The sequence below is a fragment of the Pseudomonas azotoformans genome (genome assembly GCF_900103345.1).
Lineage (GTDB): Bacteria > Pseudomonadota > Gammaproteobacteria > Pseudomonadales > Pseudomonadaceae > Aquipseudomonas > Aquipseudomonas azotoformans.
This window is the reverse complement of record NZ_LT629702.1, coordinates 5966161-5989215: the sequence shown is the minus strand read 5'-3', so window position 1 is coordinate 5989215 and position 23055 is coordinate 5966161. Positions and strand designations below refer to the sequence as shown.

The 23055-nt window shown below is 61.9% G+C and carries 21 protein-coding genes; 6 read left to right on the top strand and 15 right to left on the bottom strand.

Translation table 11 applies throughout. From position 1 onward, the window contains the following. Window positions 1-7 precede the first annotated feature (7 nt). The 5 genes from BLR69_RS27160 to BLR69_RS27140 form a co-directional block, all read right to left on the bottom strand. The gene (locus BLR69_RS27160) at window positions 8-757 is read right to left on the bottom strand and encodes an SDR family NAD(P)-dependent oxidoreductase (protein ID WP_071494002.1); all 750 of its coding nucleotides are present in this window, start codon (window positions 755-757) and stop codon (window positions 8-10) included. A gap of 136 nt (window positions 758-893) precedes the next feature. After that, complete coding sequence (locus BLR69_RS27155; protein ID WP_071494003.1) at window positions 894-1655, bottom strand: SDR family NAD(P)-dependent oxidoreductase; 762 nt, start codon at window positions 1653-1655, stop codon at window positions 894-896. A gap of 10 nt (window positions 1656-1665) precedes the next feature. Beyond that, window positions 1666-3006: an MFS transporter gene (locus BLR69_RS27150; RefSeq protein WP_071494004.1), complete on the bottom strand. Its 1341-nt coding sequence runs from the start codon at window positions 3004-3006 to the stop codon at window positions 1666-1668. 139 nt (window positions 3007-3145) lie between these two features. Further along, complete coding sequence (locus BLR69_RS27145; protein WP_003234086.1) at window positions 3146-4024, bottom strand: polysaccharide deacetylase family protein; 879 nt, start codon at window positions 4022-4024, stop codon at window positions 3146-3148. A gap of 11 nt (window positions 4025-4035) precedes the next feature. Then, window positions 4036-5358, bottom strand: coding sequence for an amidase (locus BLR69_RS27140; protein ID WP_071494005.1), 1323 nt, complete (start codon window positions 5356-5358; stop codon window positions 4036-4038). A 335-nt stretch (window positions 5359-5693) separates the two neighbouring features. Between BLR69_RS27140 and BLR69_RS27135 the strand changes: the two genes are divergently transcribed. The 6 genes from BLR69_RS27135 (at window position 5694) to cmoB (ending at window position 12338) form a co-directional block, all read left to right on the top strand. Continuing rightward, the gene (locus tag BLR69_RS27135; protein ID WP_071494006.1) at window positions 5694-6683 is read left to right on the top strand and encodes a GntR family transcriptional regulator; all 990 of its coding nucleotides are present in this window, start codon (window positions 5694-5696) and stop codon (window positions 6681-6683) included. A gap of 208 nt (window positions 6684-6891) precedes the next feature. Next, window positions 6892-9312: an endopeptidase La gene (gene lon, locus BLR69_RS27130; RefSeq protein WP_071488647.1), complete on the top strand. Its 2421-nt coding sequence runs from the start codon at window positions 6892-6894 to the stop codon at window positions 9310-9312. 245 nt (window positions 9313-9557) lie between these two features. Then, window positions 9558-9947 (top strand): protease inhibitor I42 family protein, encoded by a 390-nt coding sequence (locus BLR69_RS27125; RefSeq protein ID WP_071494007.1) that lies wholly within the window; start codon window positions 9558-9560, stop codon window positions 9945-9947. A 1-nt stretch (window position 9948) separates the two neighbouring features. Next, entirely contained in the window at window positions 9949-10605 is a 657-nt protein-coding gene (locus tag BLR69_RS27120) for a lysoplasmalogenase (RefSeq protein ID WP_071494008.1), read from the top strand. Window positions 10606-10641: 36 nt separating this feature from the next. Then, window positions 10642-11385, top strand: a complete 744-nt coding sequence (gene cmoA, locus BLR69_RS27115) for a carboxy-S-adenosyl-L-methionine synthase CmoA (protein WP_071494009.1) — start codon at window positions 10642-10644, stop codon at window positions 11383-11385. Continuing rightward, complete coding sequence (gene cmoB, locus BLR69_RS27110; protein WP_071494010.1) at window positions 11382-12338, top strand: tRNA 5-methoxyuridine(34)/uridine 5-oxyacetic acid(34) synthase CmoB; 957 nt, start codon at window positions 11382-11384, stop codon at window positions 12336-12338. Before cmoA ends, cmoB begins: the two co-directional genes overlap by 4 nt. Before the next feature lie 142 nt (window positions 12339-12480). Here cmoB and tadA read toward each other — a convergent pair whose 3' ends face one another. The 10 genes from tadA to lptF all read right to left on the bottom strand — a co-directional run bounded on the left by tadA (window position 12481) and on the right by lptF (window position 23013). Next, complete coding sequence (tadA, locus tag BLR69_RS27105; RefSeq protein ID WP_071494011.1) at window positions 12481-12978, bottom strand: tRNA adenosine(34) deaminase TadA; 498 nt, start codon at window positions 12976-12978, stop codon at window positions 12481-12483. After that, on the bottom strand, window positions 12978-14360 hold the full coding sequence (locus BLR69_RS27100) for a multicopper oxidase family protein (protein WP_134434984.1): 1383 nt from the start codon (window positions 14358-14360) through the stop codon (window positions 12978-12980). The genes tadA and BLR69_RS27100 overlap by 1 nt, the downstream gene beginning before the upstream one ends. Window positions 14361-14628: 268 nt before the next feature. Next, entirely contained in the window at window positions 14629-15372 is a 744-nt protein-coding gene (gene pdxJ / locus BLR69_RS27095; protein WP_058425776.1) for a pyridoxine 5'-phosphate synthase, read from the bottom strand. Between the two features lie 51 nt (window positions 15373-15423). Next, a complete protein-coding gene (recO, locus tag BLR69_RS27090; RefSeq protein ID WP_058425777.1) occupies window positions 15424-16113 on the bottom strand; it encodes a DNA repair protein RecO in 690 nt (229 codons plus the stop codon). 163 nt (window positions 16114-16276) lie between these two features. Further along, window positions 16277-17179: a GTPase Era gene (gene era, locus BLR69_RS27085; protein ID WP_033902448.1), complete on the bottom strand. Its 903-nt coding sequence runs from the start codon at window positions 17177-17179 to the stop codon at window positions 16277-16279. Then, on the bottom strand, window positions 17172-17861 hold the full coding sequence (gene rnc, locus BLR69_RS27080) for a ribonuclease III (RefSeq protein WP_012722401.1): 690 nt from the start codon (window positions 17859-17861) through the stop codon (window positions 17172-17174). The genes era and rnc overlap by 8 nt, the downstream gene beginning before the upstream one ends. Before the next feature lie 150 nt (window positions 17862-18011). Next, on the bottom strand, window positions 18012-18866 hold the full coding sequence (lepB, locus tag BLR69_RS27075) for a signal peptidase I (protein ID WP_071494013.1): 855 nt from the start codon (window positions 18864-18866) through the stop codon (window positions 18012-18014). Window positions 18867-18871: 5 nt separating this feature from the next. Then, window positions 18872-20671, bottom strand: a complete 1800-nt coding sequence (lepA, locus tag BLR69_RS27070; RefSeq protein ID WP_003210439.1) for a translation elongation factor 4 — start codon at window positions 20669-20671, stop codon at window positions 18872-18874. A gap of 151 nt (window positions 20672-20822) precedes the next feature. Then, complete coding sequence (gene lptG, locus BLR69_RS27065) at window positions 20823-21902, bottom strand: LPS export ABC transporter permease LptG (protein ID WP_071494014.1); 1080 nt, start codon at window positions 21900-21902, stop codon at window positions 20823-20825. Beyond that, window positions 21895-23013, bottom strand: coding sequence for an LPS export ABC transporter permease LptF (gene lptF / locus BLR69_RS27060; RefSeq protein ID WP_071494015.1), 1119 nt, complete (start codon window positions 23011-23013; stop codon window positions 21895-21897). The genes lptG and lptF overlap by 8 nt, the downstream gene beginning before the upstream one ends. Window positions 23014-23055 lie beyond the last annotated feature (42 nt).

Genomic DNA, 23055 nt, shown 5'->3' with positions numbered 1-23055 from the left:
ACCTCGCTCATGGCATGACATCGCCGGAGTTCGGGCCCAGGGTCTGGCCGACGAACAGGTTGCCGCCCGGCTCGCTGGCCAGCAGCACCGCCACCGGCGCCACTTCATCCGCCAGGCCAAAGCGGCCCAGGGGCAGCTCCTTGGCCTTGGCACGCTTCCAGTCCTCGCTGATACCGCCCACCAACGGCGTCTCGATGGGGCCGGGGGCGATGGCGTTGACCAGTACATTGTCCTTGGCCACCTCCAGGGCCAAGGACTTGGTGAAGCCGATCACCCCGGCCTTGGCCGCGGCGTAATGGGTCAGCTCGGCGCCGCCCTTGATGCCCAGTTGCGAAGCCACATTGATGATCCGCCCCCAGCGCTGCGCAAGCATATGCGGCAACGCACGCTGGCTGGCGATGAACACGCTGGTGAGGTCGATGCGCAGCATGTCGTTCCACATTTCAAGGGTCAGGTCCACGCAACGGGCCTGGGTGAGCATGCCGGCGTTGTTGACCAGGATGTCGATGCCGCCAAAGTGTTCGACGCAGCGGTCGACACTGGCCTGGGCGCCTTCGACAGTGCCCACGTCGGCCAGGCACTCGAACACCTCGGCGCCGAGGTTGCGGCAGGTGATCGCGGTTTCGGCGAGGCTGGCCGCGTTGCGGTCGGCCAGCAACAGGCGTGCACCTTCAGCGGCGTAGGCCCGGGCGATGGCGGCGCCGATGCCGCTGCCGGCGCCGGTGATCACGGCGCGGCGGTTAAGAAGTTGAGGCATACACACATCTCCTACAGAAAACGCAGTTCCAATGTGGGAGGGGGCTTGCCCCCGATTGCAGAGTGTCAGCTACAGATAAGCTGGCTGAGAAACTCTCATCGGGGGCAAGCCCCCTCCCACATTTGGATCGGGTACATCAGTCAGGCCAGCGCACGGTTAAACCACCGTCGATAACGATGCTTTGCCCGGTCAAATAGCTCGACGCATCACTGGTCAAGAACTGCACCAGCGACGCCACTTCATCTGCCCGCCCTACCCGGCCCAAGGGAATCGCCCGCGCCGCTTTCGCCAAGCCTGCCGGCCCCAGCGAATTCTTTGCATCCAGTGACTGCGGCGTCTCGATCAACCCCGGGATCACCGCATTGCAACGAATCCCCAGCGGCGCCAATTCCACCGCCAGCGACCGGCACAACCCCGGCACACCGGCCTTGGCCGCCGCGTAATGGCTGTGTTCCTGCCAGCCATACACGCCACCGGCAATCGACGAAATCGCCACCAGCGCGCCGCCTTCAGTCATATGCCGGGTGGCCGCACGGAAGGTGCGCATCACCCCCGTGAGGTCGACATTGAGCATCTCGTCCCACAGCGCGTCGGTCATCTCCAGCAACGGTGCGCGGCGCAGCAGGCCGGCATTGGCCACGGCATAGTCCAGCCGGCCGAAATGCGCCACCGCCTGTTCGGCCAGGGCGTCCACCGAGGCAGTATTGCCCACGTCCAACGGCAGCATCAGGCATTCGCCGCCGGCTTCTTCCACCAGGCCGACGGTGGCCTGCGGGTCATGGGGGTCGGCCGGGTAATACCCGCCCACCACCGCCACACCCACGCGGGCATAGGCCACGGCGAGGGCTTGGCCGATGCCACTGGCGGCACCGGTAATCAAAGCAACTTTACGGCTCATCAATCACTCCTTACTGAACGGTTTCCGGACGCACATGCCGTGCGGCGAACATCAGCGCGCCGGACAGGAAGCACGGCAGCGCGCCGAACCACAGCGCGGCGGTCTGCCAGTCGCTGCCGGCGGACAACACTTGGGTCGCGCCAAAGCCTGCGACCACCGCACCAATCGGCCCCATGGCGTGGATGATCGCGCCACCGGTCGCACGGATGCTGGTGGGGAAACTCTCGCTGATAAAGAACAGCGCCGCCGAGTACGGCCCGATCAGGAAAAACAGGCCCAGGCTGTACAGCCCGACCACCATCGGCATATTGCTCGGGCCAAACAGCATCCCGGCAAACGCCAGACCGCCGAGCATCCAGCCCAGGCCGATCACATTGCGACGGCCGATCTTGTCGCCCATCCAGCCGTGGCTGAGGTAACCGCAGTAGCCCACCAAGTTCGACAGCACAAGGATGATCAGCGAGTTCTCGAACGAGATGTGGTGCACGCTGACGATCACCGAAGTGCCCAGCACGCTGAACACCTGGATCGCCGCCCAGTTGAGTAACAGCGCGGCGCCGATCACCAACGTGGCGCGGCGCGCCGGGCCACGGAAGGCGGCCTTGAGGCCAGCCTTGCTGTGTTCGTCGTAGTCGACGCCGTAGGTCACGGCGACGTTCTGCGCTTCTTTCACCGCGCCGCTTTTACGCAGCTCGCTGATACGTTGGTGAATCTGGAACTGTGGGCTCTCCTTGAGCTTGCGTGCCATGATCGCGATGACGATGGCCGGGATCGCGGCGAAGATAAAGCAGCCCTGCCAGCCGATGATCGGCAGCAACAGCGCGGTCAACCCAGCGGCAATCAACGCACCGACCGGCCAGCCGCCTTGCACCAGGCTGTAGATAAAGCCACGGCGTTTGGTCAGGCGCGGGTCTTCCGAGGCGCCGTACAGCTCGCTGAGATAGGTGGCGTTGACGGTCTCCTCGGCATAGCCCAGGCCGCCCAACGAACGGATCAAAATCAGCGGCGACTTGCCCCACGCACCACCGATTGCGGTCAGCGCCGAACACAGTGCAGAGCCGGCCACGGTGAAGATAATGCCTTTGCGCCGGCCCAACTTGTCGACCACCGGGCCAATGGCGAAGGCCACCACCGCCGTGCCCACCGCGACCCAGGTCGCGATTTCCGCTTGCTCCACTTCACCCCAGCCAAAGTGCCGGCCAATCTCCGGCAGCAAGGTGCCGAACAGGATGAAGTCATACACCGCAAACACCCAGGCGAAAAACGCGATCCAGGTGGCGAAGCGCACTTCCTGGGACGTCAGTTGCCGGGGTTTCCAGCCAGTCAGGTCAAGCTTGTTGTAGATGGACATGGGTCGCGCCTCAGGGGTTAGTGGCCGCCTGTAGGAGCGAGCTTGCTCGCGAAGAACGCATAGACAGCGCGGTCATCCAGGATGCCCGCGTCATCGTTGACGATTTTCGCGGGCAAGCCCGCTCCTACAGGGCGGTGTATCAGGTACGGGGTTGGCGGCGGATGAAGTCGTCGGCGATTTCGTCGAAGGTGACGAAGCGCACGCCGGCATGGCTCTGGATGTGTTCGATCAAGCGCTCCAGCATCAGCAGCACTTGCGGGCGGCCGGACACATCGGGGTGGATGGTCATGGTGAACACCGCGTGTTCGTGTTCGCGGTAGACCCAGTCGAACTGGTCGCGCCACATTTCTTCGAGGTGACGCGGGTTGACGAAGCCGTGGCTGTTGGGGGCTTTCTTGATGAACATCATCGGCGGCAGGTCGTCGAGGTACCAGTTGGCAGGGATCTCCACCAGGTCGGTTTCTTCGCCGCGCACCAGGGGCTTCATCCAGGTGTCGGGGTGCTGGCTGTAGTCGATCTTGGTCCAGCTGTCGCCCTTGCGCACGTAGTAGGGGTGGAAGTCGTTGTGCATCAGGCTGTGGTCGTACTTGATGCCTTTTTTCAGCAGCAGTTCGTTGGTGACCTTGCTGAACTCCCACCACGGCGCGACATAGCCGGTGGGGCGCTTGCCGGTGACCTGGGTGATCAGTTCGATGGATTTATCCAGGACGATTTCTTCCTGCTCGGCCGTCATCGCGATGGGGTTTTCGTGGCTGTAGCCGTGCACGCCGATTTCGTGACCGGCATCGGCCACGGCCTTCATCTGTTCCGGGAAGGTTTCCATCGAGTGACCGGGGATGAACCAGGTGGTGCGCAGGCCATAACGTTCGAACAGCTTGAGCAGGCGCGGCGCGCCGATTTCACCGGCGAACAGGCCACGGGAGATATCGTCCGGCGAGTCTTCGCCGCCGTATGAACCGAGCCAGCCGGCGACGGCGTCAACGTCGACGCCAAATGCACAGAGGATGTCTTTAGCCATGGTGTGTCTCCTTAAACGTTAAGTACGGTTTCGACGGACAACGCCGCGCGCAGCAGGCGCGCGTCTTCTCCGGTCGGGGCGCTGAGCAGCAGCCCGGTGGGCAGGCCCTGGGCATCGCGGCCGCTGGGCAGGGTCACGCCGGGCATGTCGAGCAAGCTGCCGGGCATGGTCAGGCGCAGGGTGGCGAGGTTGGTTTTGACAAACAGGTCGTCGTCGGCCTCCAGCGGTGCCAGGGCGGGTGCGACATGGGCGACGGTGGGGGTGATCAGGAGGGCGCCGTCGAGGTCGTCGATCAGTTGCTGTTGCAGGCGGCGGCGTGCGTCGGTCAGGTGGATAAGCTGACTGGCAGGCAGTGCGCGCGCGGCTTCGAGACGGCGACGTACGCGAGGGTCGAGTTGCTCGGCATCAGGGCTGTCGAGCAGCGCTTCATGCAGGGCAAAGGCTTCGAAGGAACCGAGCCAGCCGTGGTGCTTGATCAGGTCCAGGGTGGCCTGGAAGGTCGCGCATTCGCGCTCTTCAACCAGTGCGCCCCGGGCCTTGAGTTGCTCCACGGCGCGCAGCAGGTTGTTGCGCACGGCGGGTTCAGCGTCCTGTTGCGCCAGCACAAAGCGCTGGCCCTTGAGGCTGCGGGCGGTGTGGGTCTGGGTACGGCCATGCAGCAGGTCGTCGATGGCCAGCGCATCGCGCACGCTGCGGGTCAGCGGGCCGAGGCTGTCGAGGCTGTGGGCCAGGGGAAACACCCCGTCGCGGCTGTAGCGTCGGCTGCTGCTGCGGTAGCCCACCAGGCCATTGAACGCCGATGGGATGCGGATGGAACCGGCGGTGTCAGTGCCCATGGCGATGGGCACGATCCCGGCCGCGACCGCCACCGCCGAGCCGGACGACGAGCCGCCAGGAATGCGCGGTTGGTCGCTGCCATGGGGATTATGCGGCGTGCCGAAATGCGGGTTCAGGCCCAAGCCGGAATAAGCCAGTTCGCTGAGGTTGGTCTTGCCGATACTGACCATTCCGGCGCGGCACAACAGGCCGACCGTAGGCGCATCAAGCAACGCGGCAGGCGCGTTGCGGCGATAGGCGGCGCCTGCGGTGGTGATGCTGCCGGCCACATCGAACAGGTCCTTCCAGGCCAGCGGCACCCCATCGAACCCACTCAATGGCTGGCCGGCGCGCCAACGGGCAGCCGAGGCTTCGGCTTCACGGCGGGCACGCTCGGCGGTCAGGCTGATGAACACGGCAGGGGCCTGACTGGCCTGATCGAGTGCCTGTTCGAGGGCTTGCACCGGGTCGCTGCGACCACTGGCGAAATCCTCGGCCATGGAAGTGGCGTCTGACATCGGCTTGATCCTCACAAAACGTACTTATTAATAAAATGTACATTTTACAAAGGCAGATTCCGTGCCAGTCTGTATCGTGACGTTTGTGCGCAGTGAGGGATATTTGCCCAGAGCAGCGGGATAGATGCTTTCAGATGGCAGGAAAAATCTTGCCAGGACACGGAAGAGCGCCCTCAATGAAATAATGTATCTTTTATTAATAAGTACATTCTGGTGCAGAAAAGTAACATCCGCACTTTCCAGGCCCCAAAAAAGTGCCACCGACGTGGCGCAGAGTGACAGGCACGACTTATGAGAGAATCCCCGGCCCCAGACTCTTCAGCCCAGAGAATGCAATGAAAGCAGTGTCCGCCTCGGCCTCCCGTTACGCGATGATTCACAAGGTGATGCGTGATGCGATCGTCAACGGCACTGCGCGCCATGGCCTGGTCTTGCTGGAAGCGCCGCTGGCCGAATTGTTCGGCACCAGTCGTGTGCCGGTGCGCAAGGCCCTGGACCTGTTGCATGAAGAAGGCCTGATCTGTCGCTTCAACGGCCGGGGTTACCTGATCAACCCCGAAGGCCTGGCGATGGAACCGCTGCGCCTGCCCCTGAGCCATGCACACCTGGGGCTCAACGGTGAGGATGAACTGGTGGACACGCGGCCGTTGGGCGAACGCATCGTCGAAGAGATCGGCGCGGCGCTGTCCACCTGTATCGCCTTCGGCCATTACCGCCTCGACGAGCAAGCCGCCGCCGACCACTACGGCGTCAGCCGTGCGGTGGTGCGCGAAGCGCTGATGCGCCTGCGCGACCGTGGCCTGGTGGAAAAGGAGCCCTACACCCAATGGCTGGCGGGGCCTTTGACCGCGCGGGAAGTCACCGAAGACTACGAACTGCGCGCCTGCCTGGAACCTGAAGCGCTGCGCCAGAGCGCGCCCCACCTCGACCGCGAGTTGCTCGAAACCATGTTGCAGCGCGTACTGGCCGCCCAGGACAGCCCCCACTGCAGCCTGGAGGCCATCGAGCAGATCGAGGAAGACTTGCACCAACGCTGCCTGGCCGGGCTGCAGAACCGCAAGATCGCTGCGTTGATCCGCCAGGGCCAGAGCCCGATGATCATCAGCCGGATTTTCTACCGTCTGTTGGGGATCGGCGCTGATCCAGCCATGTTGGCCGAACATCGGTTGATTCTGGAGTTATTGCTGCATGGCGCGTTTGATGCGGCAGCGTTGAACCTGCGCGAGCACTTGCAGCGGGCGCGCCAGCGGATGTTGCAGCGTTTGAAGGTGCTGTCGGTGTTGCCGGAGCAGCCGTTGCCCGGCTACCTCCACAAAATCAGCTAACACGCATCGTTCCCACGCTCCGCGTGGGAATGCAGCCCTGGACGCTCCGCGTCCTAACGCGTGACGCAGAGCGTCACCGGAGACATTCCCACGCAGAGCGTGGGAACGATCGTTGAATTCATGCAATTTGTTGCTAACTCCACCCCGCCATTGAAACCACCACTGCCCCGCCCCATCTAAGCACCATACTTCCTTATGCAGGTGCCCCATGAGCGACCAGCAAGATTTCCCTGATTACGACCTCAACGACTACGCCGACCCCGAAAACGCTGAATCCGCCTCGTCCAACACCGGCCTGGCCCTGCCTGGGCAAAACCTGCCGGACAAGGTCTATATCATCCCGATCCACAATCGGCCGTTCTTCCCGGCGCAAGTGCTACCGGTAATCGTCAATGAAGAACCATGGGCCGAAACCCTGGAGCTGGTAAGCAAGTCCGATCACCACTCCCTGGCGCTGTTCTTCATGGACACGCCACCGGAAGACCCGCGCCACTTCGACACTTCCAGCCTGCCGTTGTACGGCACCCTGGTGAAGGTGCACCACGCCAGCCGCGAGAACGGCAAGCTGCAATTCGTCGCCCAGGGCCTGACCCGCGTGCGCATCAAGACCTGGCTCAAGCATCACCGCCCACCCTACCTGGTGGAAGTCGAATACCCGCACCAGCCCAGCGAGCCGACCGACGAGGTCAAGGCCTACGGCATGGCGCTGATCAATGCGATCAAGGAACTGCTGCCGCTCAACCCGCTGTACAGCGAAGAGCTGAAGAACTACCTCAACCGCTTCAGCCCCAACGACCCGTCGCCGCTCACCGACTTCGCCGCCGCGCTGACCTCGGCCACCGGTAACGAGTTGCAGGAAGTGCTGGACTGCGTGCCCATGCTCAAGCGCATGGAAAAAGTGCTGCCGATGCTGCGCAAGGAAGTCGAAGTCGCCCGCCTGCAAAAAGAACTCTCCGCCGAGGTGAACCGCAAGATCGGCGAGCACCAACGCGAGTTCTTCCTCAAGGAACAGCTCAAGGTCATCCAGCAGGAACTGGGCCTGACCAAGGACGACCGCAGCGCGGACGTCGAACAGTTCGAGCAACGCCTGGAAGGCAAGGTGCTGCCGGCCCAGGCGAAAAAACGCATTGATGAAGAGCTGAACAAGTTGTCGATCCTCGAGACCGGTTCGCCGGAGTATGCGGTGACACGCAACTACCTGGACTGGGCCACCTCGGTGCCGTGGGGCGTATACGGCGAAGACAAGCTCGACCTGAAACACGCGCGCAAGGTGCTGGATAAACACCATGCGGGCCTGGATGACATCAAGAGTCGCATCCTCGAGTTCCTCGCGGTGGGCGCCTATAAAGGCGAAGTCGCCGGCTCCATCGTGCTGCTGGTTGGCCCGCCGGGTGTGGGCAAGACCAGTGTGGGCAAATCCATCGCCGAGTCCCTGGGCCGGCCGTTCTATCGCTTCAGCGTCGGCGGCATGCGCGACGAGGCCGAGATCAAGGGTCATCGCCGCACCTACATCGGCGCGCTGCCCGGCAAGCTGGTGCAGGCGCTCAAGGATGTGGAGGTGATGAACCCGGTGATCATGCTCGACGAGATCGACAAGATGGGCCAGAGCTTCCAGGGCGACCCGGCATCGGCGCTGCTGGAAACCCTCGACCCGGAGCAGAACGTCGAATTCCTCGATCACTACCTGGACCTGCGCCTGGACCTGTCCAAGGTGCTGTTCGTGTGCACCGCCAACACGCTGGACTCCATCCCGGGCCCGTTGCTGGACCGTATGGAAGTGATTCGCCTGTCGGGCTACATCACCGAAGAAAAGGTCGCCATCGCCAAGCGCCACCTGTGGCCCAAGCAGCTGGAAAAAGCCGGTGTCGCGAAAACCAGCCTGACCATCAGCGACGGCGCCCTGCGCGCACTCATCGACGGTTATGCTCGCGAAGCCGGGGTGCGCCAGTTGGAGAAACAACTGGGCAAACTGGTGCGCAAGGCGGTGGTCAAGTTGCTGGATGAGCCGGATTCGGTAATCAAGATCGGCAACAAGGACCTGGAAAGCTCCCTGGGCATGCCGGTGTTCCGCAATGAGCAAGTGCTGTCCGGCACCGGCGTGATCACAGGCCTGGCCTGGACCAGCATGGGCGGCGCAACCTTGCCGATCGAGGCCACGCGCATCCATACGCTCAACCGCGGCTTCAAGCTCACCGGGCAATTGGGTGAAGTGATGAAGGAATCCGCCGAAATCGCCTACAGCTATATCAGTTCGAACCTGAAATCGTTTGGCGGCGATCCGAAGTTCTTCGATGAAGCCTTCGTGCACTTGCATGTGCCGGAAGGCGCCACGCCCAAAGACGGCCCGAGCGCCGGGGTGACCATGGCCAGTGCGTTGTTGTCGCTGGCGCGTAACCAGCCGCCGAAAAAAGGCGTGGCCATGACCGGCGAACTGACGTTGACCGGGCATGTGCTGCCGATTGGCGGGGTGCGTGAGAAAGTCATTGCGGCACGGCGCCAGAAGATCCATGAGCTGATCTTGCCGGAGCCGAACCGGGGCAGTTTTGAAGAGTTGCCGGAGTACCTGAAGGAAGGCATGACGGTGCACTTTGCCAAGCGCTTTGCGGATGTGGCGAAGGTGCTCTTCTGATCATTTTGTAGTGCCTGGTCTGGCCCCTGTGGTGAGCAGGCTTGCCCTGCGTTGGGCTGCGAAGAAGCCCCTCTTTAAAACACCCCATTTTTCCTGAAAGTATGGGTCGTTAGTTTTGGGGCTGCTTCGCAGCCCAACGCAGGGCAAGCCTGCTCACTACAACTGACTCTTGTCGCTTCCGCCTTGTCACACCTTGTCTCATCTTCGGTTATGCTCGCCCTTCGTCGTGAATGAACGGAGCCCCCATGACCGCTGCCCGCCTGCTTCTCCCCTTGAGCCTTGCCCTGCTGGCCGCGTGTGCCAGCGCACCGAAGCAAAACATCAGCGTGGACAACCAGAGCGCCTGCCCGCTTCAACTTAAAAGCGGACAAAACCTGATCCTCACCCTCCCGAGCAACCCCACCACCGGTTACCGCTGGGCCATCCAGGATTCCGCCGGCGGCGTGCTGCGCGCACTCAGCCCAGAGGTCTACAGCAGCACAGAATCCGGGGTGATCGGCGGCGGCGGCCAGTCGACCTGGCGCTTCCAGGCCTTCGCCGCCGGCCAGGGCCGTTTGCGCCTGACCTCCCAGCAACCCTGGGAGCCGGAAGCCGAGCCCGTCGAAACCTTTGACTGCGCCATTACGGTGAACTGATATGCCTTGGCTGATTCTTGCGTTGATGGGCGCCGGCACTTTCATCTACGGCCTGACCACCCATGCCACCTTGTTGTGCCTGCTGGTCAAGCCACTGCCGGTGCTGGCGCTGCTGGGCTGGCTGCATGATGCACCGCCCACCGACTATCGACGCTGGATCAGCCTGGGGCTGATTTTCTCCGTGGTGGGCGATGTGCTGCTCGCCTGGCCAGGCGACTTGTTTATTTTTGGCCTGGGTGCGTTCCTGTTTGCGCACCTGGCGTACCTCAAGGCCTATTTCAGCGACTGCCGTCGTCTTGCACTGCTGCCGCTGCTACTGGCGTTGGGCGTGGGCGCGATCCTGCTGAGCATCCTGATTTCCCACGGCCTGGGCGACCTGCTGATTCCGGTGGTGGTGTATGCGCTGGTGATCAGCGCCATGCTCTGGCGTGCACTGGCACGCTTGGGCAGTGAGGTGCCGCAGCGCTCGGCACTGCTGGCCGCGGCGGGCGCGGTGTCGTTTGTGTTTTCCGATACGCTGATCGGGATCAATCGGTTTGTGGTGGCGTTCGAGGCGGCGCCGTATTTGCTGATCGTCACTTATTGGCTGGGACAATGGGGCATCACCGCCTCGGCTTTCCATCAGACAACCCGCGCATCCGAGGGCCAAGTTGGCTAAAATGCCGGCCTTTCCCCAATCGTCGCCGGAACAGCCGTGAGCAAAGAACCCGATCGCCTATTCGCCCAGCCCCTGCCCCAGGTGCCGGACTTTGCCTTCAACGAAGACGTGGTGCGGGTGTTCCCGGACATGATCAAGCGCTCGGTGCCGGGTTACCCGACCATCGTCGAGAACCTCGGCGTACTCGCCGCGCAATTTGCCCAACCCAATAGCGTGCTCTATGACCTGGGCTCGTCCCTCGGCGCGGTCACCCAGGCCCTGCGTCGCCATGTGCGCACTGACGGTTGCCGGGTGATCGCGGTGGATAACTCGGCCGCCATGGTCGAGCGTTGCCGTGAATACCTCAATGGCCAGGACTCGATGTTCCAGGAGTTGCTGCCGGTCGAGGTGATCGAGGGCGATATCCTCGCGCTGCAATTTGCCCCGGCCTCGGTGGTGGCGCTGAATTTCACCCTGCAATTCATTGCCCCGGATGAACGCCTGGCGTTGCTCTCGCGCATCCGCCAATCGCTGTTGCCGGGCGGTGCGTTGATCCTGTCGGAGAAGTTGCGTTTCAACGATGCCGAAGAACACGCGCTGCTCACCGACCTGCACATCGCGTTCAAACGCGCCAACGGCTACAGCGAACTGGAAATCGCCCAGAAGCGCAGCGCCATCGAAAACGTCATGAAGCCCGACAGCCTCGAAGAACACCGCGAACGCCTGCTGGCGGCCGGGTTCTCGAAAGTCGTGCCGTGGTTCCAGTGTCTTAACTTTGCCTCGTTGATTGCCTTGCCATGATTGATCTGTCCCCCCTCGCCCGCCACCTGGTCGGCACTCCCCTGGCCGTGTGGGCCCAAGGCCTGCAAGCGCAACTCGACAGCAAGATGGAAAAGGGTCATGGCGACCTTGCGCGTTGGCAGAGTGCGTTGGATGCGCTGCCCAAGATCCAGCCCAGCGAAGTGGATTTGCTCAACGGCCTGACACTCGACACCGACTGCGACGATGACACCCGCGCACAGATGCACACTGCGTTGATGGGCCTGAGCCCGTGGCGCAAAGGGCCGTTCAACCTGTTCGGCGTGCATGTGGACACCGAGTGGCGTTCGGACTGGAAGTGGTCGCGGGTTGCACCGCACCTGAATCTGAAAGGCAAACGTATCCTTGATGTCGGCTGCGGCAACGGCTACTACATGTGGCGCATGCTCGGCGCCGGCGCCGACAGCGTGATCGGCGTGGATCCGAACTGGCTGTTTTTCTGCCAGTTCCAGGCGGTGCAGCGTTACCTCTCCGAGCCCAAGGCCTGGCACCTGCCGTTCCCGTTCGAAGACCTGCCGGCGAATCTGGAAGGCTTCGACACGGTGTTTTCCATGGGCGTGTTCTACCACCGCCGTTCGCCGATCGAGCATTTGCTGGCGTTGAAAGACACCCTGGTCAAGGGTGGCGAACTGGTCTTGGAAACCTTGGTGGTCGAAGGCGATCAGCAACAAGTGCTGGTGCCGGAAGATCGCTACGCGCAGATGCGTAACGTGTGGTTCCTGCCCTCAGTGCCGGCGCTGATGCTATGGCTGCGCCGTGCAGGTTTCAGCGATGTGCGCTGCGTGGATGTGAGCGTAACCACCGTCGAGGAACAGCGCGGGACGGAGTGGATGAAGTACCAGTCGCTGAGTGACTTCCTCGACCCCGAAGACCACAGCAAGACTATAGAAGGGCTGCCGGCGCCGATGCGGGCGGTGATCATCGCCAGGAAGTGACGCTGATACCTCACTGATAAAATAAAGTTCCAAATGTGGGAGGGGGCTTGCCCCCGATGGCGGTGCATCAGTCATAAATATGCTTACTGACACACTGCTATCGGGGGCAAGCCCCCTCCCACATTTGGATCTCCAGTGTCGTTTAGAGAGCGGGCTTGGCTCTTCGCGCCCTGAAGAACTCGCTCAAGACCGTCCCGCACTCTTCAGCCAGCACCCCGCCTTCAAACAACACTCGATGATTCAGAAAGCCCTGGGTAAAAAACTGCCCCTGGCTTTGCACGATCCCCGCCTTGGGCTCCAGCGCGCCATACACCACACGGGCAACCCGTGAATGCACGATCAAGCCCGCGCACATGCTGCACGGTTCCAGGGTCACGTAAAGGGTGCTGCCCACCAGGCGGTAATTGCTGATGGCTTGCGCGGCGGCGCGGATGGCGACCATCTCAGCGTGAGCGCTGGGGTCGTTGCCGCTGATCGGGCAGTTAAAGCCTCGGCCGATGATCTCACCGTCCTGCACCAGCACCGCGCCGACGGGCACTTCACCCAGCGCAGCACCTTGGGCGGCGAGGGCCAGGGCTTCGCGCATAAAGTCCTGGTCGCGGCTGCGGTCGATGATCGCGGTGGGGCGGATCTGGCGCATCACGCCACCTCGATGGCGGCCATGAGGCCGGTTTCCATGTGGTCGATCACGTGGCAGTGGAACATCCAGACGCCCGGGTTATCCGCCACCAACGCCACGCGGGCACGTTCGTTCTTGCCCAGCAGGTAGGTGTCGGTGAAGTACGGGATCACCTTGTGGCGGTTCGAGGCGATCACCTTGAAGCTCATGCCGTGCAGATGGATCGGGTGCTGGTACTGGGTCATGTTCTTCAATTCGAAAATGTAGCTCTTGCCCTTTTCCAGCTTGGCAATCGGGCGGTCGGCGCAGGTCTTGTCGGTGATGTCCCAGGCCTTGCCGTTGATCTGCCACAGGCTGGGTGGCTTGCCGTTGTCGGTGTTGACCGAGACCGAGCCCACCCACTCGAAATTGAAGTTGAGCTTCTCGGCATTGGCCAGGTCCGGCTCGCTGATCGGGTTGGCGGGCAATGCAGGCGGCCATTCGCCGGGCGCATCGGTGCTGGCGACCGAACGGAAGGTGCCGAGGCGTACCGGGCCGTTGCGGATCGACAGTTCCTCGCCCGCCGGCGGTGCCTTGATCGCCAGGCAGATGCGCATGCCCGGGCCCAGCCAGTATTCCTTGCCCAGTGGACGCGGTTCGATAGGGTTGCCGTCCAGCGCGTAGATCTGTGCTTCAACGTCAGGAATGTTGATGCGATAGGTCAGGGTGTTGTCGAGGTTGAGCAACCGCACGCGGGTGATCTGACCGGCGGGCAAATCGATCACCGCCTGGGACACGCCGTTGATGGTCGACAAGCGCCCTGCCGTACCGCCCCGAGCGGCCTCACGCGGGATACTGAACGCGACGAAAGCGCCCTCCTCATCCACATGCCAGCTTTTCAGGCTGAGGGTGCGTTCGTGCTTGAAACCTGTGGGTTCGCGCTCTTCGATGATCAACGGGCCGACCAGGCCACGGCCGAGTTCTTCGCTGCTGTTCACGTGGGGGTGGTACCAGTAGCTACCGGCGTCGGGTACGCGGAATTGATAGTCGAAGTATTCGCCGGGCAGTACCGGCAATTGCGAAACGTACGGTACACCGTCCATTTCCAGCGGCAGGCGGATGCCGTGCCAGTGAATGGTAGTGGCGACCGGCAGGTGGTTGATGAAACGCACCCGCAGCCATTCACCCTGGCGCACCCGCAATTCGGTGCCCGGCGCCGAAGGGCCGAACGCCCAGGCTTGGGTCTTGTGCCCTGGCACCAACTCCACGTCCAGCGGCGCGGCGATCAGTTCGTAATCGTGTCCCGCCTCGGCTTCGGCGACTTTCCCCAGCCAGTAGCGATAGGCGCCACCGGCACCGACGCCTACTACGGCCAGGCCTGCAAGACCACCCAGGATTTGTCGACGGGAAAAGGATCGGGACACAACAACCTCACGTATCAGCCGCAGGCCCAGGGCCTGCAAAGGGCAGATACGATACACCTGCAACGGCTAAACAGTAAGGGTTCGCATTGCCGCATGGCTGAAACGCGGGGGAAAACACCAGAGATCAAAAGATGGAATACGCCTATGTGGGAGCGGGCTTGCTCGCGAATGCAGTGGGTCAGCCATACATGAATCGACTGACACACCGTATTCGCGAGCAAGCCCGCTCCCACACAAGCCCATTTCCACAGGGGGATTGCGGTGTTATTTAGTGCTTGGCAGCGGCCAGGATCAGGGCTTTCATCTCGGCGACGGCGCCCTTGAAACCAACGAACAGCGCATGGGCCACCAGCGCATGGCCGATGTTCAGTTCATTGATGCCCTTGATCGCGGCCACGGCTTCGACGTTGTGGTAATGCAGGCCATGGCCGGCGTTGACGATCAGGCCTTCCTTGAGGCCGCAACTCACACCGTCGATGATGCGCTGCAGTTCATCAGCCACTTCGGTGGGGGTGGTAGCGTCGGCGTAACGGCCGGTGTGCAGTTCGATGGCCGGTGCACCGACACGGCGCGAAGCTTCGATCTGGCGCTCGTCGGCGTCGATGAACAGCGAGACTTCGCTGCCGATCTTCGACAGGCGCTCCACGGCGGCCTTGATCCGTGCTTCCTGGCCGGCCACGTCGAGGCCGCCTTCGGTGGTCAGTTCCTGACGGGTTTCCGGCACCAGGCAGATGTGCGCCGGGCGGATGCGTTCGGCGAACTGCATCATTTCCTCGGTAACGCCCATTTCGAAATTCATGCGGGTTTGCAGCACATCCTTGAGCAGCAGCACGTCGCGCTCCTGGATGTGGCGGCGGTCTTCGCGCAGGTGCACGGTGATGCCGTCGGCACCCGCTTCTTCGGCGTCCAGCGCGGCCTTGACCGGGTCAGGGTAACGGGTGCCCCGGGCCTGGCGCAGAGTGGCGACGTGGTCGATGTTGACGCCAAGAAGAATGCGATTGCTGGTGGTCACGGAAGCGCTCCTGAAAAGGGTAAGAAACGCCGCACAGCATACACGGGGTTGTCAGGGCTTTCGAAACAACTCGCGACTGACCAGCGGCCGCCCGCCCAAGTGCACGGCCAGGGCCTGGCGCATCAGGCGCTTGGCGGCGGACAAGGCGCCGGGAGCGGTCCAGTCCGCTTCGCTCATGGCCAGCAACTCGGTGCCCTGGAACAGACCGGGTTGCAGCAGGTAGACGCGTTCCAGGCCGGCGTCCACTTGCAGGCGATACATGCCATCGGCGGCGATGGGCTCGCCGTGCAGGTCGTTGGCCAGTTCGAAGCCGTAGCCCAGGTCGTCAAGCAGGCGCCATTCGAACGCACGCAGCAACGGTTCCAGGGGGCGGCCTTCAGCCAGGGCGAGCAAGGTGGCGGCGTAGTGGTCGAAAACGGCCGGGTGCGGGTCTTCGGCGGGGAGCAGGCGGATCAGCAGTTCATTGAGGTAGAGACCACTGAACAGCGCGTCGCCGTTGAGCCAGGCCGAGGTGCCCACGCTTTCCATGCGGCCGACGTTTTTCAGCTCGCCCTTGCCGCGAAACTCCACGTCCAGGGCCACGAAGGGCCGCGCCAAGGTGCCCGCCTTGCCCCGCGCACTGCGCAAGACCGCGCGCAGGCGGCCTTGGGGCGTGAGGAAGTCCACCAGAGCGCTGGTCTCGCGGTAGGCGCGGCTGTGCAGGACGTAGGCAAGTTGGCTGGGGGGTGGGGATTGGGACATGGCTGCTCACTGCTGGAATGCACTTTTGAAAACGACACAAACCTAATGTGGGAGGGGGCTTGCCCCCGATAGCGGTGTGTCAGTCACTTATTTGTCAACTGACCCACCGCTATCGGGGGCAAGCCCCCTCCCACATTTTCAGCCCTGCGGTGCATTCAGGACCTTACAGGTCGCCATAGCCCAGGGAGCGCAATGCGCGCTCGTCATCGGACCAGCCGCCCTTCACCTTCACCCACAGGTTGAGCATGATCTTGGAATCGAACAGCAATTCCATGTCCTTGCGCGCCTCGGTGCCGATGCGCTTGATGCGCTCGCCCTTGTCGCCAATGATGATTTTCTTCTGGCCATCACGCTCGACGAGGATCAGCGCATGGATGTGCAAGGTCTTGCCCTGCTGCTTGAACTCTTCGATTTCCACGGTGATCTGGTACGGCAGCTCCGCGCCCATCTGGCGCATGATTTTCTCGCGCACCAGTTCAGCGGCGAGGAAGCGGCTGCTGCGGTCGGTGATCTGGTCTTCCGGGAAGAAGTGTTCGTTCTCCGGCAGGTGCTCGGCGATCACGCGCTCCAGGGCATCGAGGTTGTGGCCGTGCTGGGCGGAGATCGGGATGATCTGGGCGTTCGGCAGTTGTTCCTGCAGCCAGCTCAGGTGCGGCATCAGCTCGGCTTTGTCTTCGATACGGTCGGTCTTGTTCAGCGCGACGATCAACGGGCCGGTGACGTACTGCACACGTTCGAGGACCATCTGGTCTTCGTCGGTCCACTTGGTGCGGTCGACCACGAAGATCACCACGTCGACGTCTTTCAACGCCGCCGAAGCGGTCTTGTTCATGTAGCGGTTAAGCGCCTTCTCGCCACCCTTGTGCATGCCCGGGGTGTCGACGTACACCGCTTGTACGGTGCCCTCGGTCTTGATGCCCAGCATGTTGTGGCGGGTGGTCTGCGGCTTGCGCGAGGTGATCGCCAGCTTCTGGCCAAGGATGTGGTTGAGCAACGTGGACTTGCCCACGTTCGGGCGGCCGACGATGGCAACATAGCCACAGCGTGTTGCGGTTGAATCAGTCATGGCCATTCTCCACGCCCAGGGCAATCAGTGCTGCAGCGGCCGCTACCTGTTCGGCAATACGACGGCTCACACCCTGACCTCGGCTTTTTTCATTCAGTAAGGTGATTTCACATTCCACGAAGAACACGCGGCAATGGGGCTCACCCTGGATATCCACCACTTCGTAGCGTGGCAGTTCGCACCCGCGGGACTGCAAAAATTCCTGCAGGCGGGTCTTGGGATCTTTGTTGGTGTCGACCAGCGTGAGGCTTTCGATCTCGGAGGTCAGCCAGGCAGTGACGCGTTCCTTGGCGGCTTCCATACCGGCATCGAGGTAGATCGCACCGATCAGCGCTTCAAGGGCATCGGCCAGGATCGACTCGCGACGGAAACCGCCACTCTTCAACTCGCCGGACCCCAGGCGCAGGTACTCGCCCAGGCCAAAGCCACGGGCCAGCACGGCCAGGGTCTCGCCCTTCACCAGGCGCGCACGCAGGCGCGACAACTGGCCTTCACGGGCTTGGGGGAAGCGCTCGAACAGCGCCTCACCGGCAACGAAGTTGAGGATGGCATCACCGAGGAATTCCAGGCGCTCGTTGTTACGCCCGGCAAAGCTGCGGTGTGTGAGGGCAAGGACCATCAGTTCCTGATCCTTGAAGGTGTAGCCGAGCTGGCGCTCGAGGCGTGCTAGAGAAACGGTCACGGTTTATCCATATCTAGTTGGTGGCACCGGCGGCCATCGACGATTGACGCAGTGTTCAAATTCAAATCCTGGTTGGTGCTGCATGAGGCGGGACCGATTTGTCCCCACCCCAGAAAAGCATTCGGCGCTGTGTTCACAGCGCCGCCTGTATTACTTGATCAGCCCGACCCGCGAGAAGTTCGGCAGGTGGCTGAGTTTGGGTTCCGGCCAGCTCATCCAGACCGCAAAGGCCTTGCCGACGATGTTCTGGTCGGGAACCATGCCCAGCAGGTCCTTGGGAATGTTGGGATCATCCCAGTACCGGCTGTCATTGGAGTTGTCGCGGTTGTCGCCCATCATGAAGTAGTGCCCGGCCGGCACGGTCCACTGGCCGTCAGGCTGTGCACGATAGCGGCTCATTTCCTTGCGGATTTCGTGCTCTACCGCACCGAGTTTTTCCTGGTACAACTCGGCGCTGCCCAGGCTGTTCGGCTCGGAACCCAGCAGCTTCTCGGCCACCGGCTCACCGTTGATGAACAGGCGCTTGTCACTGGTGTAGCGAATCACGTCGCCCGGCAGCCCTACCACACGCTTGATGTAGTTGACGTTCGGGTCGCTCGGGTAGCGGAACACCATCACATCGCCGCGCTGCGGGTCACCGACTTCGATGACCTTCTTGTCGATCACCGGCAGGCGGATCCCGTAGGAAAACTTGTTCACCAGGATGAAGTCGCCCACGTCCAGGGTAGGTTTCATCGACCCCGACGGGATCTGAAACGGCTCCACCAGGAACGAACGCAGCACCAGCACGATGAACAACACCGGGAAGAACGACTTGCCGTATTCAACCAGCAAAGGCTCTTTGTTCAGCTTCTCGATCACCATGCCATCGGGCTGGCTGACGCTGCCCTGATAGGACGCGATAGCCGCCCGCCGACGCGGGGCGAAGAACACCAGATCGAGCAACGCCAGGAGACCGCAAACGGCAACGGCGATGACCAGCAACAGCGGGAAATTTAGCGACATAGGACCTAACTATCCAACCTGAGCACCGCAAGGAAGGCTTCTTGTGGAATTTCCACGTTACCCACTTGCTTCATGCGTTTTTTACCGGCCTTTTGCTTCTCAAGCAGCTTGCGCTTACGGCTTACGTCACCGCCGTAGCATTTGGCCAGTACGTTCTTTCTGAGTGCCTTGACGGAGGTCCGCGCAATGATCTGCCCGCCAATGGCGGCCTGGATCGCGACGTCGAACATCTGGCGCGGAATCAGTTCTTTCATCTTCTCGGTCAACTGGCGACCTTTGTAGTGCGCGTTGTCCTTGTGCACGATCAGTGCCAGGGCATCCACCTTGTCGCCGTTGATCAGCACATCCAGTTTCACCAGATTAGCCGATTGGTACCGGTCGAAATGGTAATCCAGCGAAGCATAGCCGCGACTGGTGGATTTGAGACGGTCGAAGAAGTCCAGGACCACTTCGTTCATCGGCAAATCGTAGGTCACTTGTACCTGGGTGCCGAGGAACAGCATGTCGTGCTGCACGCCACGCTTTTCGATACACAGGGTGATGACGTTGCCCAGGTGTTCCTGTGGCACCAGGATATTGGCGCGCACGATCGGTTCGCGCATGTCTTCGATGGAAGACAGGTCTGGGAGCTTGGACGGGTTGTCGACGTAAATCGTTTCCCCGGTTTTCAGCGCCAGCTCAAAAATAACCGTCGGCGCCGTGGTGATCAGGTCCAGGTCGTATTCGCGCTCGAGGCGCTCCTGGATGATTTCCATGTGCAGCATGCCGAGGAAGCCGCAACGGAAACCGAAGCCCAGGGCGTCGGAGCTTTCCGGTGTGTACTGCAACGACGAGTCGTTGAGGGTGAGCTTCTGCAGGGCTTCGCGGAAATCCTCGAAGTCGTCGGAACTGACCGGGAACAGGCCGGCATAGACCTGCGGCTGGATGCGTTTGAAGCCTGGCAGCACGTCTACATCAGGGGTGGAGCTCAAGGTCAGGGTGTCACCGACTGGCGCACCGTGAATGTCCTTGATACCGGCGATGATGAAGCCTACTTCGCCGGCTTTCAGATCAGTGGTCGCGGTGTGCTTGGGGTTGAAAACACCGACGCTGTCCACCAGGTGGATCTTGCCGGTGGATTTGACGAGGATCTTGTCACCCTTCTTCACACGGCCATGGCGTACGCGTACCAGCGAGACAACGCCCAGGTAGTTGTCGAACCAGGAGTCGATGATCAACGCTTGCAGCGGATCTTCGTAGTTGCCGGTCGGCGCGGGAATGGTCTTGACCAGGCGCTCGAGCACTTCGTCGACGCCCAGGCCGGTCTTGGCGCTGCACTCGACGGCGTCGGTGGCGTCAATGCCGATGATTTTTTCGATTTCTTCTTTGACGCGGTCCGGATCGGCCTGTGGCAGGTCGATCTTGTTCAGCACCGGCATCACTTCCAGGCCTTGCTCGATCGCGGTGTAGCAGTTGGCAACGGACTGGGCTTCAACACCCTGGCCGGCGTCGACTACCAGCAGGGCGCCTTCGCAGGCGGCCAGCGAGCGGCTGACTTCGTAGGTGAAGTCAACGTGGCCGGGGGTGTCAATGAAGTTCAGTTGGTACTTGATACCGTCTTTTGCGGTGTAGTACAGGGTAACGCTATGGGCCTTGATGGTGATGCCGCGCTCACGTTCGAGGTCCATGGAGTCCAGGACCTGGGCTTCCATTTCGCGCTCGGCAAGGCCACCGCACATTTGGATGAACCGGTCGGCCAGCGTCGACTTGCCATGGTCAATGTGGGCGATGATGGAGAAATTGCGGATATGACTCAAATCACTCACGGATCAACACTCAAAAAGGCTGCAGGCAGATTGCCCGCTGAAAAATAGCCGGGAATTGTACCTGATGCTCGGGCCAGACGTCATCTTTGCTGACCAGAACAAAAATGCCCCGATCTCTCGACCAGGGCATTTTTTGATCATAAGCGCGGTATCAACCGGCCCGACGCAGTAACCAGAAGCCCGCCAGGGCGCAGATGGCCGTGGGCACCAGCACCGCAAACAGAGGAGAGAAGCCGAACACCAGGCTCGACGGACCCAGCAAGTCCTGGGCGATGCGGAAGGTAAAGCCCACCAGCACACCCGTGAAGACACGCTGACCAAGGGTCACCGAACGCAGCGGGCCGAAGATGAAGGAAATCGCCATCAGCACCAGCGCGGCGGTCACCACCGGTTGCAACACCTTGACCCAGAATGCCAGCCAGTAGCGGCCGTTGTTCAGGCCCTGATCCTTCAGATAGTGGATGTAACCCCACAATCCGGAGATCGGCAGGCTTTCCGGGATCATCACCACGGTATTCAGCAGTTCCGGCTTGAGGGCAATATCCCACTCCTCGCTCGGCACGTTGATCACTTCGGTGCTGGCCTTGGTGCCTTGGCCAATGTTGCGGAAGTAGGTCGTGGTGACGTCGCTGAGTTGCCATTTTTCCCCACCGTACTGCGCACGTTTGGCGAAGCTGGACTCCAGCAGGTGACGCTCCTTGTCGAACGTATAACGGGTCACGCCAATCAACAGGCCACCGGGCTGCACCGCGTTGATATGGATGAACTCATCGCCCTGGCGGTGCCACAGGCCATGCTTGGAGCTTTGCGCATCGCCCGACCCCTGGGCCAGGGCACGATTGGCCTGGGCAGTGGTTTCGGCCGGTGGCGCGACGTATTCGCCGATCAGCACGCTGCAGGCCATCAGCAGCAGCATGGGCTTCATTACGGCCCAGACGATACGGCCAATGGACACACCGGCGGCGCGCATGATGGTCAGCTCGCTGTTGCTGGCGAGACTGCCCAGGCCGATCAGGCAGCCGATCAGCGCAGCCATCGGCATCATGTCGTAAAGACGGCGCGGCGCTGTGAGGGCCACGTAGCTCAGCACGTCCCACACGGTGTAGGTGTCGCTGACGTTGCCCACTTCATCGATGAAGGCGAACAACGACGCCAGCCCGAGGATGATGCCCAATACCGCCAGGATGGCGATCAGTACGCTGCTACCAATGTAGCGATCGAGCTTAGCCACGAGCCAACTCCTTCTGGCCACGACGGCTCATCATTTTCAAACGGATCGGTTCCCAGTAGAGCAGCCCCAGGCCGATCACCAGGAAGATCCCGTGTACCCACCACAGGCCCAGGGTCGGCGACAGCTTGCCCTTCTCCAGGGAGCCGCGGGCGGAAATCAGGATGGTCAGGTAAGCCATGTACAGCAGGATCGCCGGCAACAGCTTGAGGAAACGGCCCTGGCGCGGGTTGACGCGCGACAGCGGCACGGCCATCAAGGTCACGATGAACACCAGCAGCGGCAGGGAGAGTCGCCATTGCAGCTCGGCGATAGAACGCAGATCCTTGCTGCCCCACAGATCAGTCGTCGGGATGGCATCACGGTCGGTGACTTCGTCGCTGATGTCCGGGCGAGCCAGCATCACGCCATAGGTGTCGTACTTGATCGCACGGTAATCGGCCATGCCCGGACTGCCATCATAGCGGTAGCCATTTTCCAGGATCAGGTAGCGGCTTCCATCAGGACGCACTTCCTGGCGCCCCGAATCGGCCACCAACACGGAAATGCCACGGTCTTTCTTGTCCTGGCCCAGGCGTTTCTCGGAGATGAACACACCGCCCAGGTTGGCACGGTCGTCGGTCAGGGTTTCAGTGTAGGTTACCCGGGAACCGTCATTGAGCGCCTGGAAGCGGCCGGGCTCGAGGGTGTCGAACTCGGTCATCGCGTCCTGCTTGTTCAGCACCAACTGGAACTGCAGGGCACCCTGGGGCGCCAGGCTCAGGCTTAGCCAGGCCACGATCAGCGCAATGCCGGCGGCCGGGATCATGGTCATGCCCAGCAGGCGCTGCTGGCTCATGCCGGTGGCCGAGAGTACGGTCATTTCGCTTTCGAGGTACAGGCGGCCATAGGCCAGCAGGATCCCGAGGAACAGGCCCAACGGCAGGATCAACTGCAGGAAGCCCGGCAGACGAAAGCCCATGATCAGAAACAGCGAGCCCGGGTCCAGGGCGCCGGAGGCAGCCTGGGCCAGGTATTTGACGAAACGACCACTCATGATGATGACCAGCAGCACCGCACTCACGGCACTCAGGGTCAACAGAACTTCGCGGGACAGATAACGGAAGACGATCAAACCAGACACTCCAGGGTTGTCAGGCTAAGGCGGCCAAACAAG

Bases quoted from the DNA above. Each gene is read 5' to 3' on its own strand.
- BLR69_RS27155 (WP_071494003.1), bottom strand. From the start codon at position 1,655: ATGAGCCGTAAAGTTGCTTTGATTACCGGTGCCGCCAGTGGCATCGGC.
- lon (WP_071488647.1), top strand. From the start codon at position 6,892: ATGAGCGACCAGCAAGATTTCCCTGATTACGACCTCAACGACTACGCC.
- BLR69_RS27145 (WP_003234086.1), bottom strand. From the start codon at position 4,024: ATGGCTAAAGACATCCTCTGTGCATTTGGCGTCGACGTTGACGCCGTC.
- tadA (WP_071494011.1), bottom strand. From the start codon at position 12,978: ATGCGCCAGATCCGCCCCACCGCGATCATCGACCGCAGCCGCGACCAG.
- BLR69_RS27120 (WP_071494008.1), top strand. From the start codon at position 9,949: ATGCCTTGGCTGATTCTTGCGTTGATGGGCGCCGGCACTTTCATCTAC.
- BLR69_RS27160 (WP_071494002.1), bottom strand. From the start codon at position 757: ATGCCTCAACTTCTTAACCGCCGCGCCGTGATCACCGGCGCCGGCAGC.
- BLR69_RS27150 (WP_071494004.1), bottom strand. From the start codon at position 3,006: ATGTCCATCTACAACAAGCTTGACCTGACTGGCTGGAAACCCCGGCAA.
- era (WP_033902448.1), bottom strand. From the start codon at position 17,179: ATGACTGATTCAACCGCAACACGCTGTGGCTATGTTGCCATCGTCGGC.
- BLR69_RS27135 (WP_071494006.1), top strand. From the start codon at position 5,694: ATGAAAGCAGTGTCCGCCTCGGCCTCCCGTTACGCGATGATTCACAAG.
- cmoB (WP_071494010.1), top strand. From the start codon at position 11,382: ATGATTGATCTGTCCCCCCTCGCCCGCCACCTGGTCGGCACTCCCCTG.
- BLR69_RS27125 (WP_071494007.1), top strand. From the start codon at position 9,558: ATGACCGCTGCCCGCCTGCTTCTCCCCTTGAGCCTTGCCCTGCTGGCC.
- lepB (WP_071494013.1), bottom strand. From the start codon at position 18,866: ATGTCGCTAAATTTCCCGCTGTTGCTGGTCATCGCCGTTGCCGTTTGC.
- recO (WP_058425777.1), bottom strand. From the start codon at position 16,113: ATGTCCCAATCCCCACCCCCCAGCCAACTTGCCTACGTCCTGCACAGC.
- BLR69_RS27140 (WP_071494005.1), bottom strand. From the start codon at position 5,358: ATGTCAGACGCCACTTCCATGGCCGAGGATTTCGCCAGTGGTCGCAGC.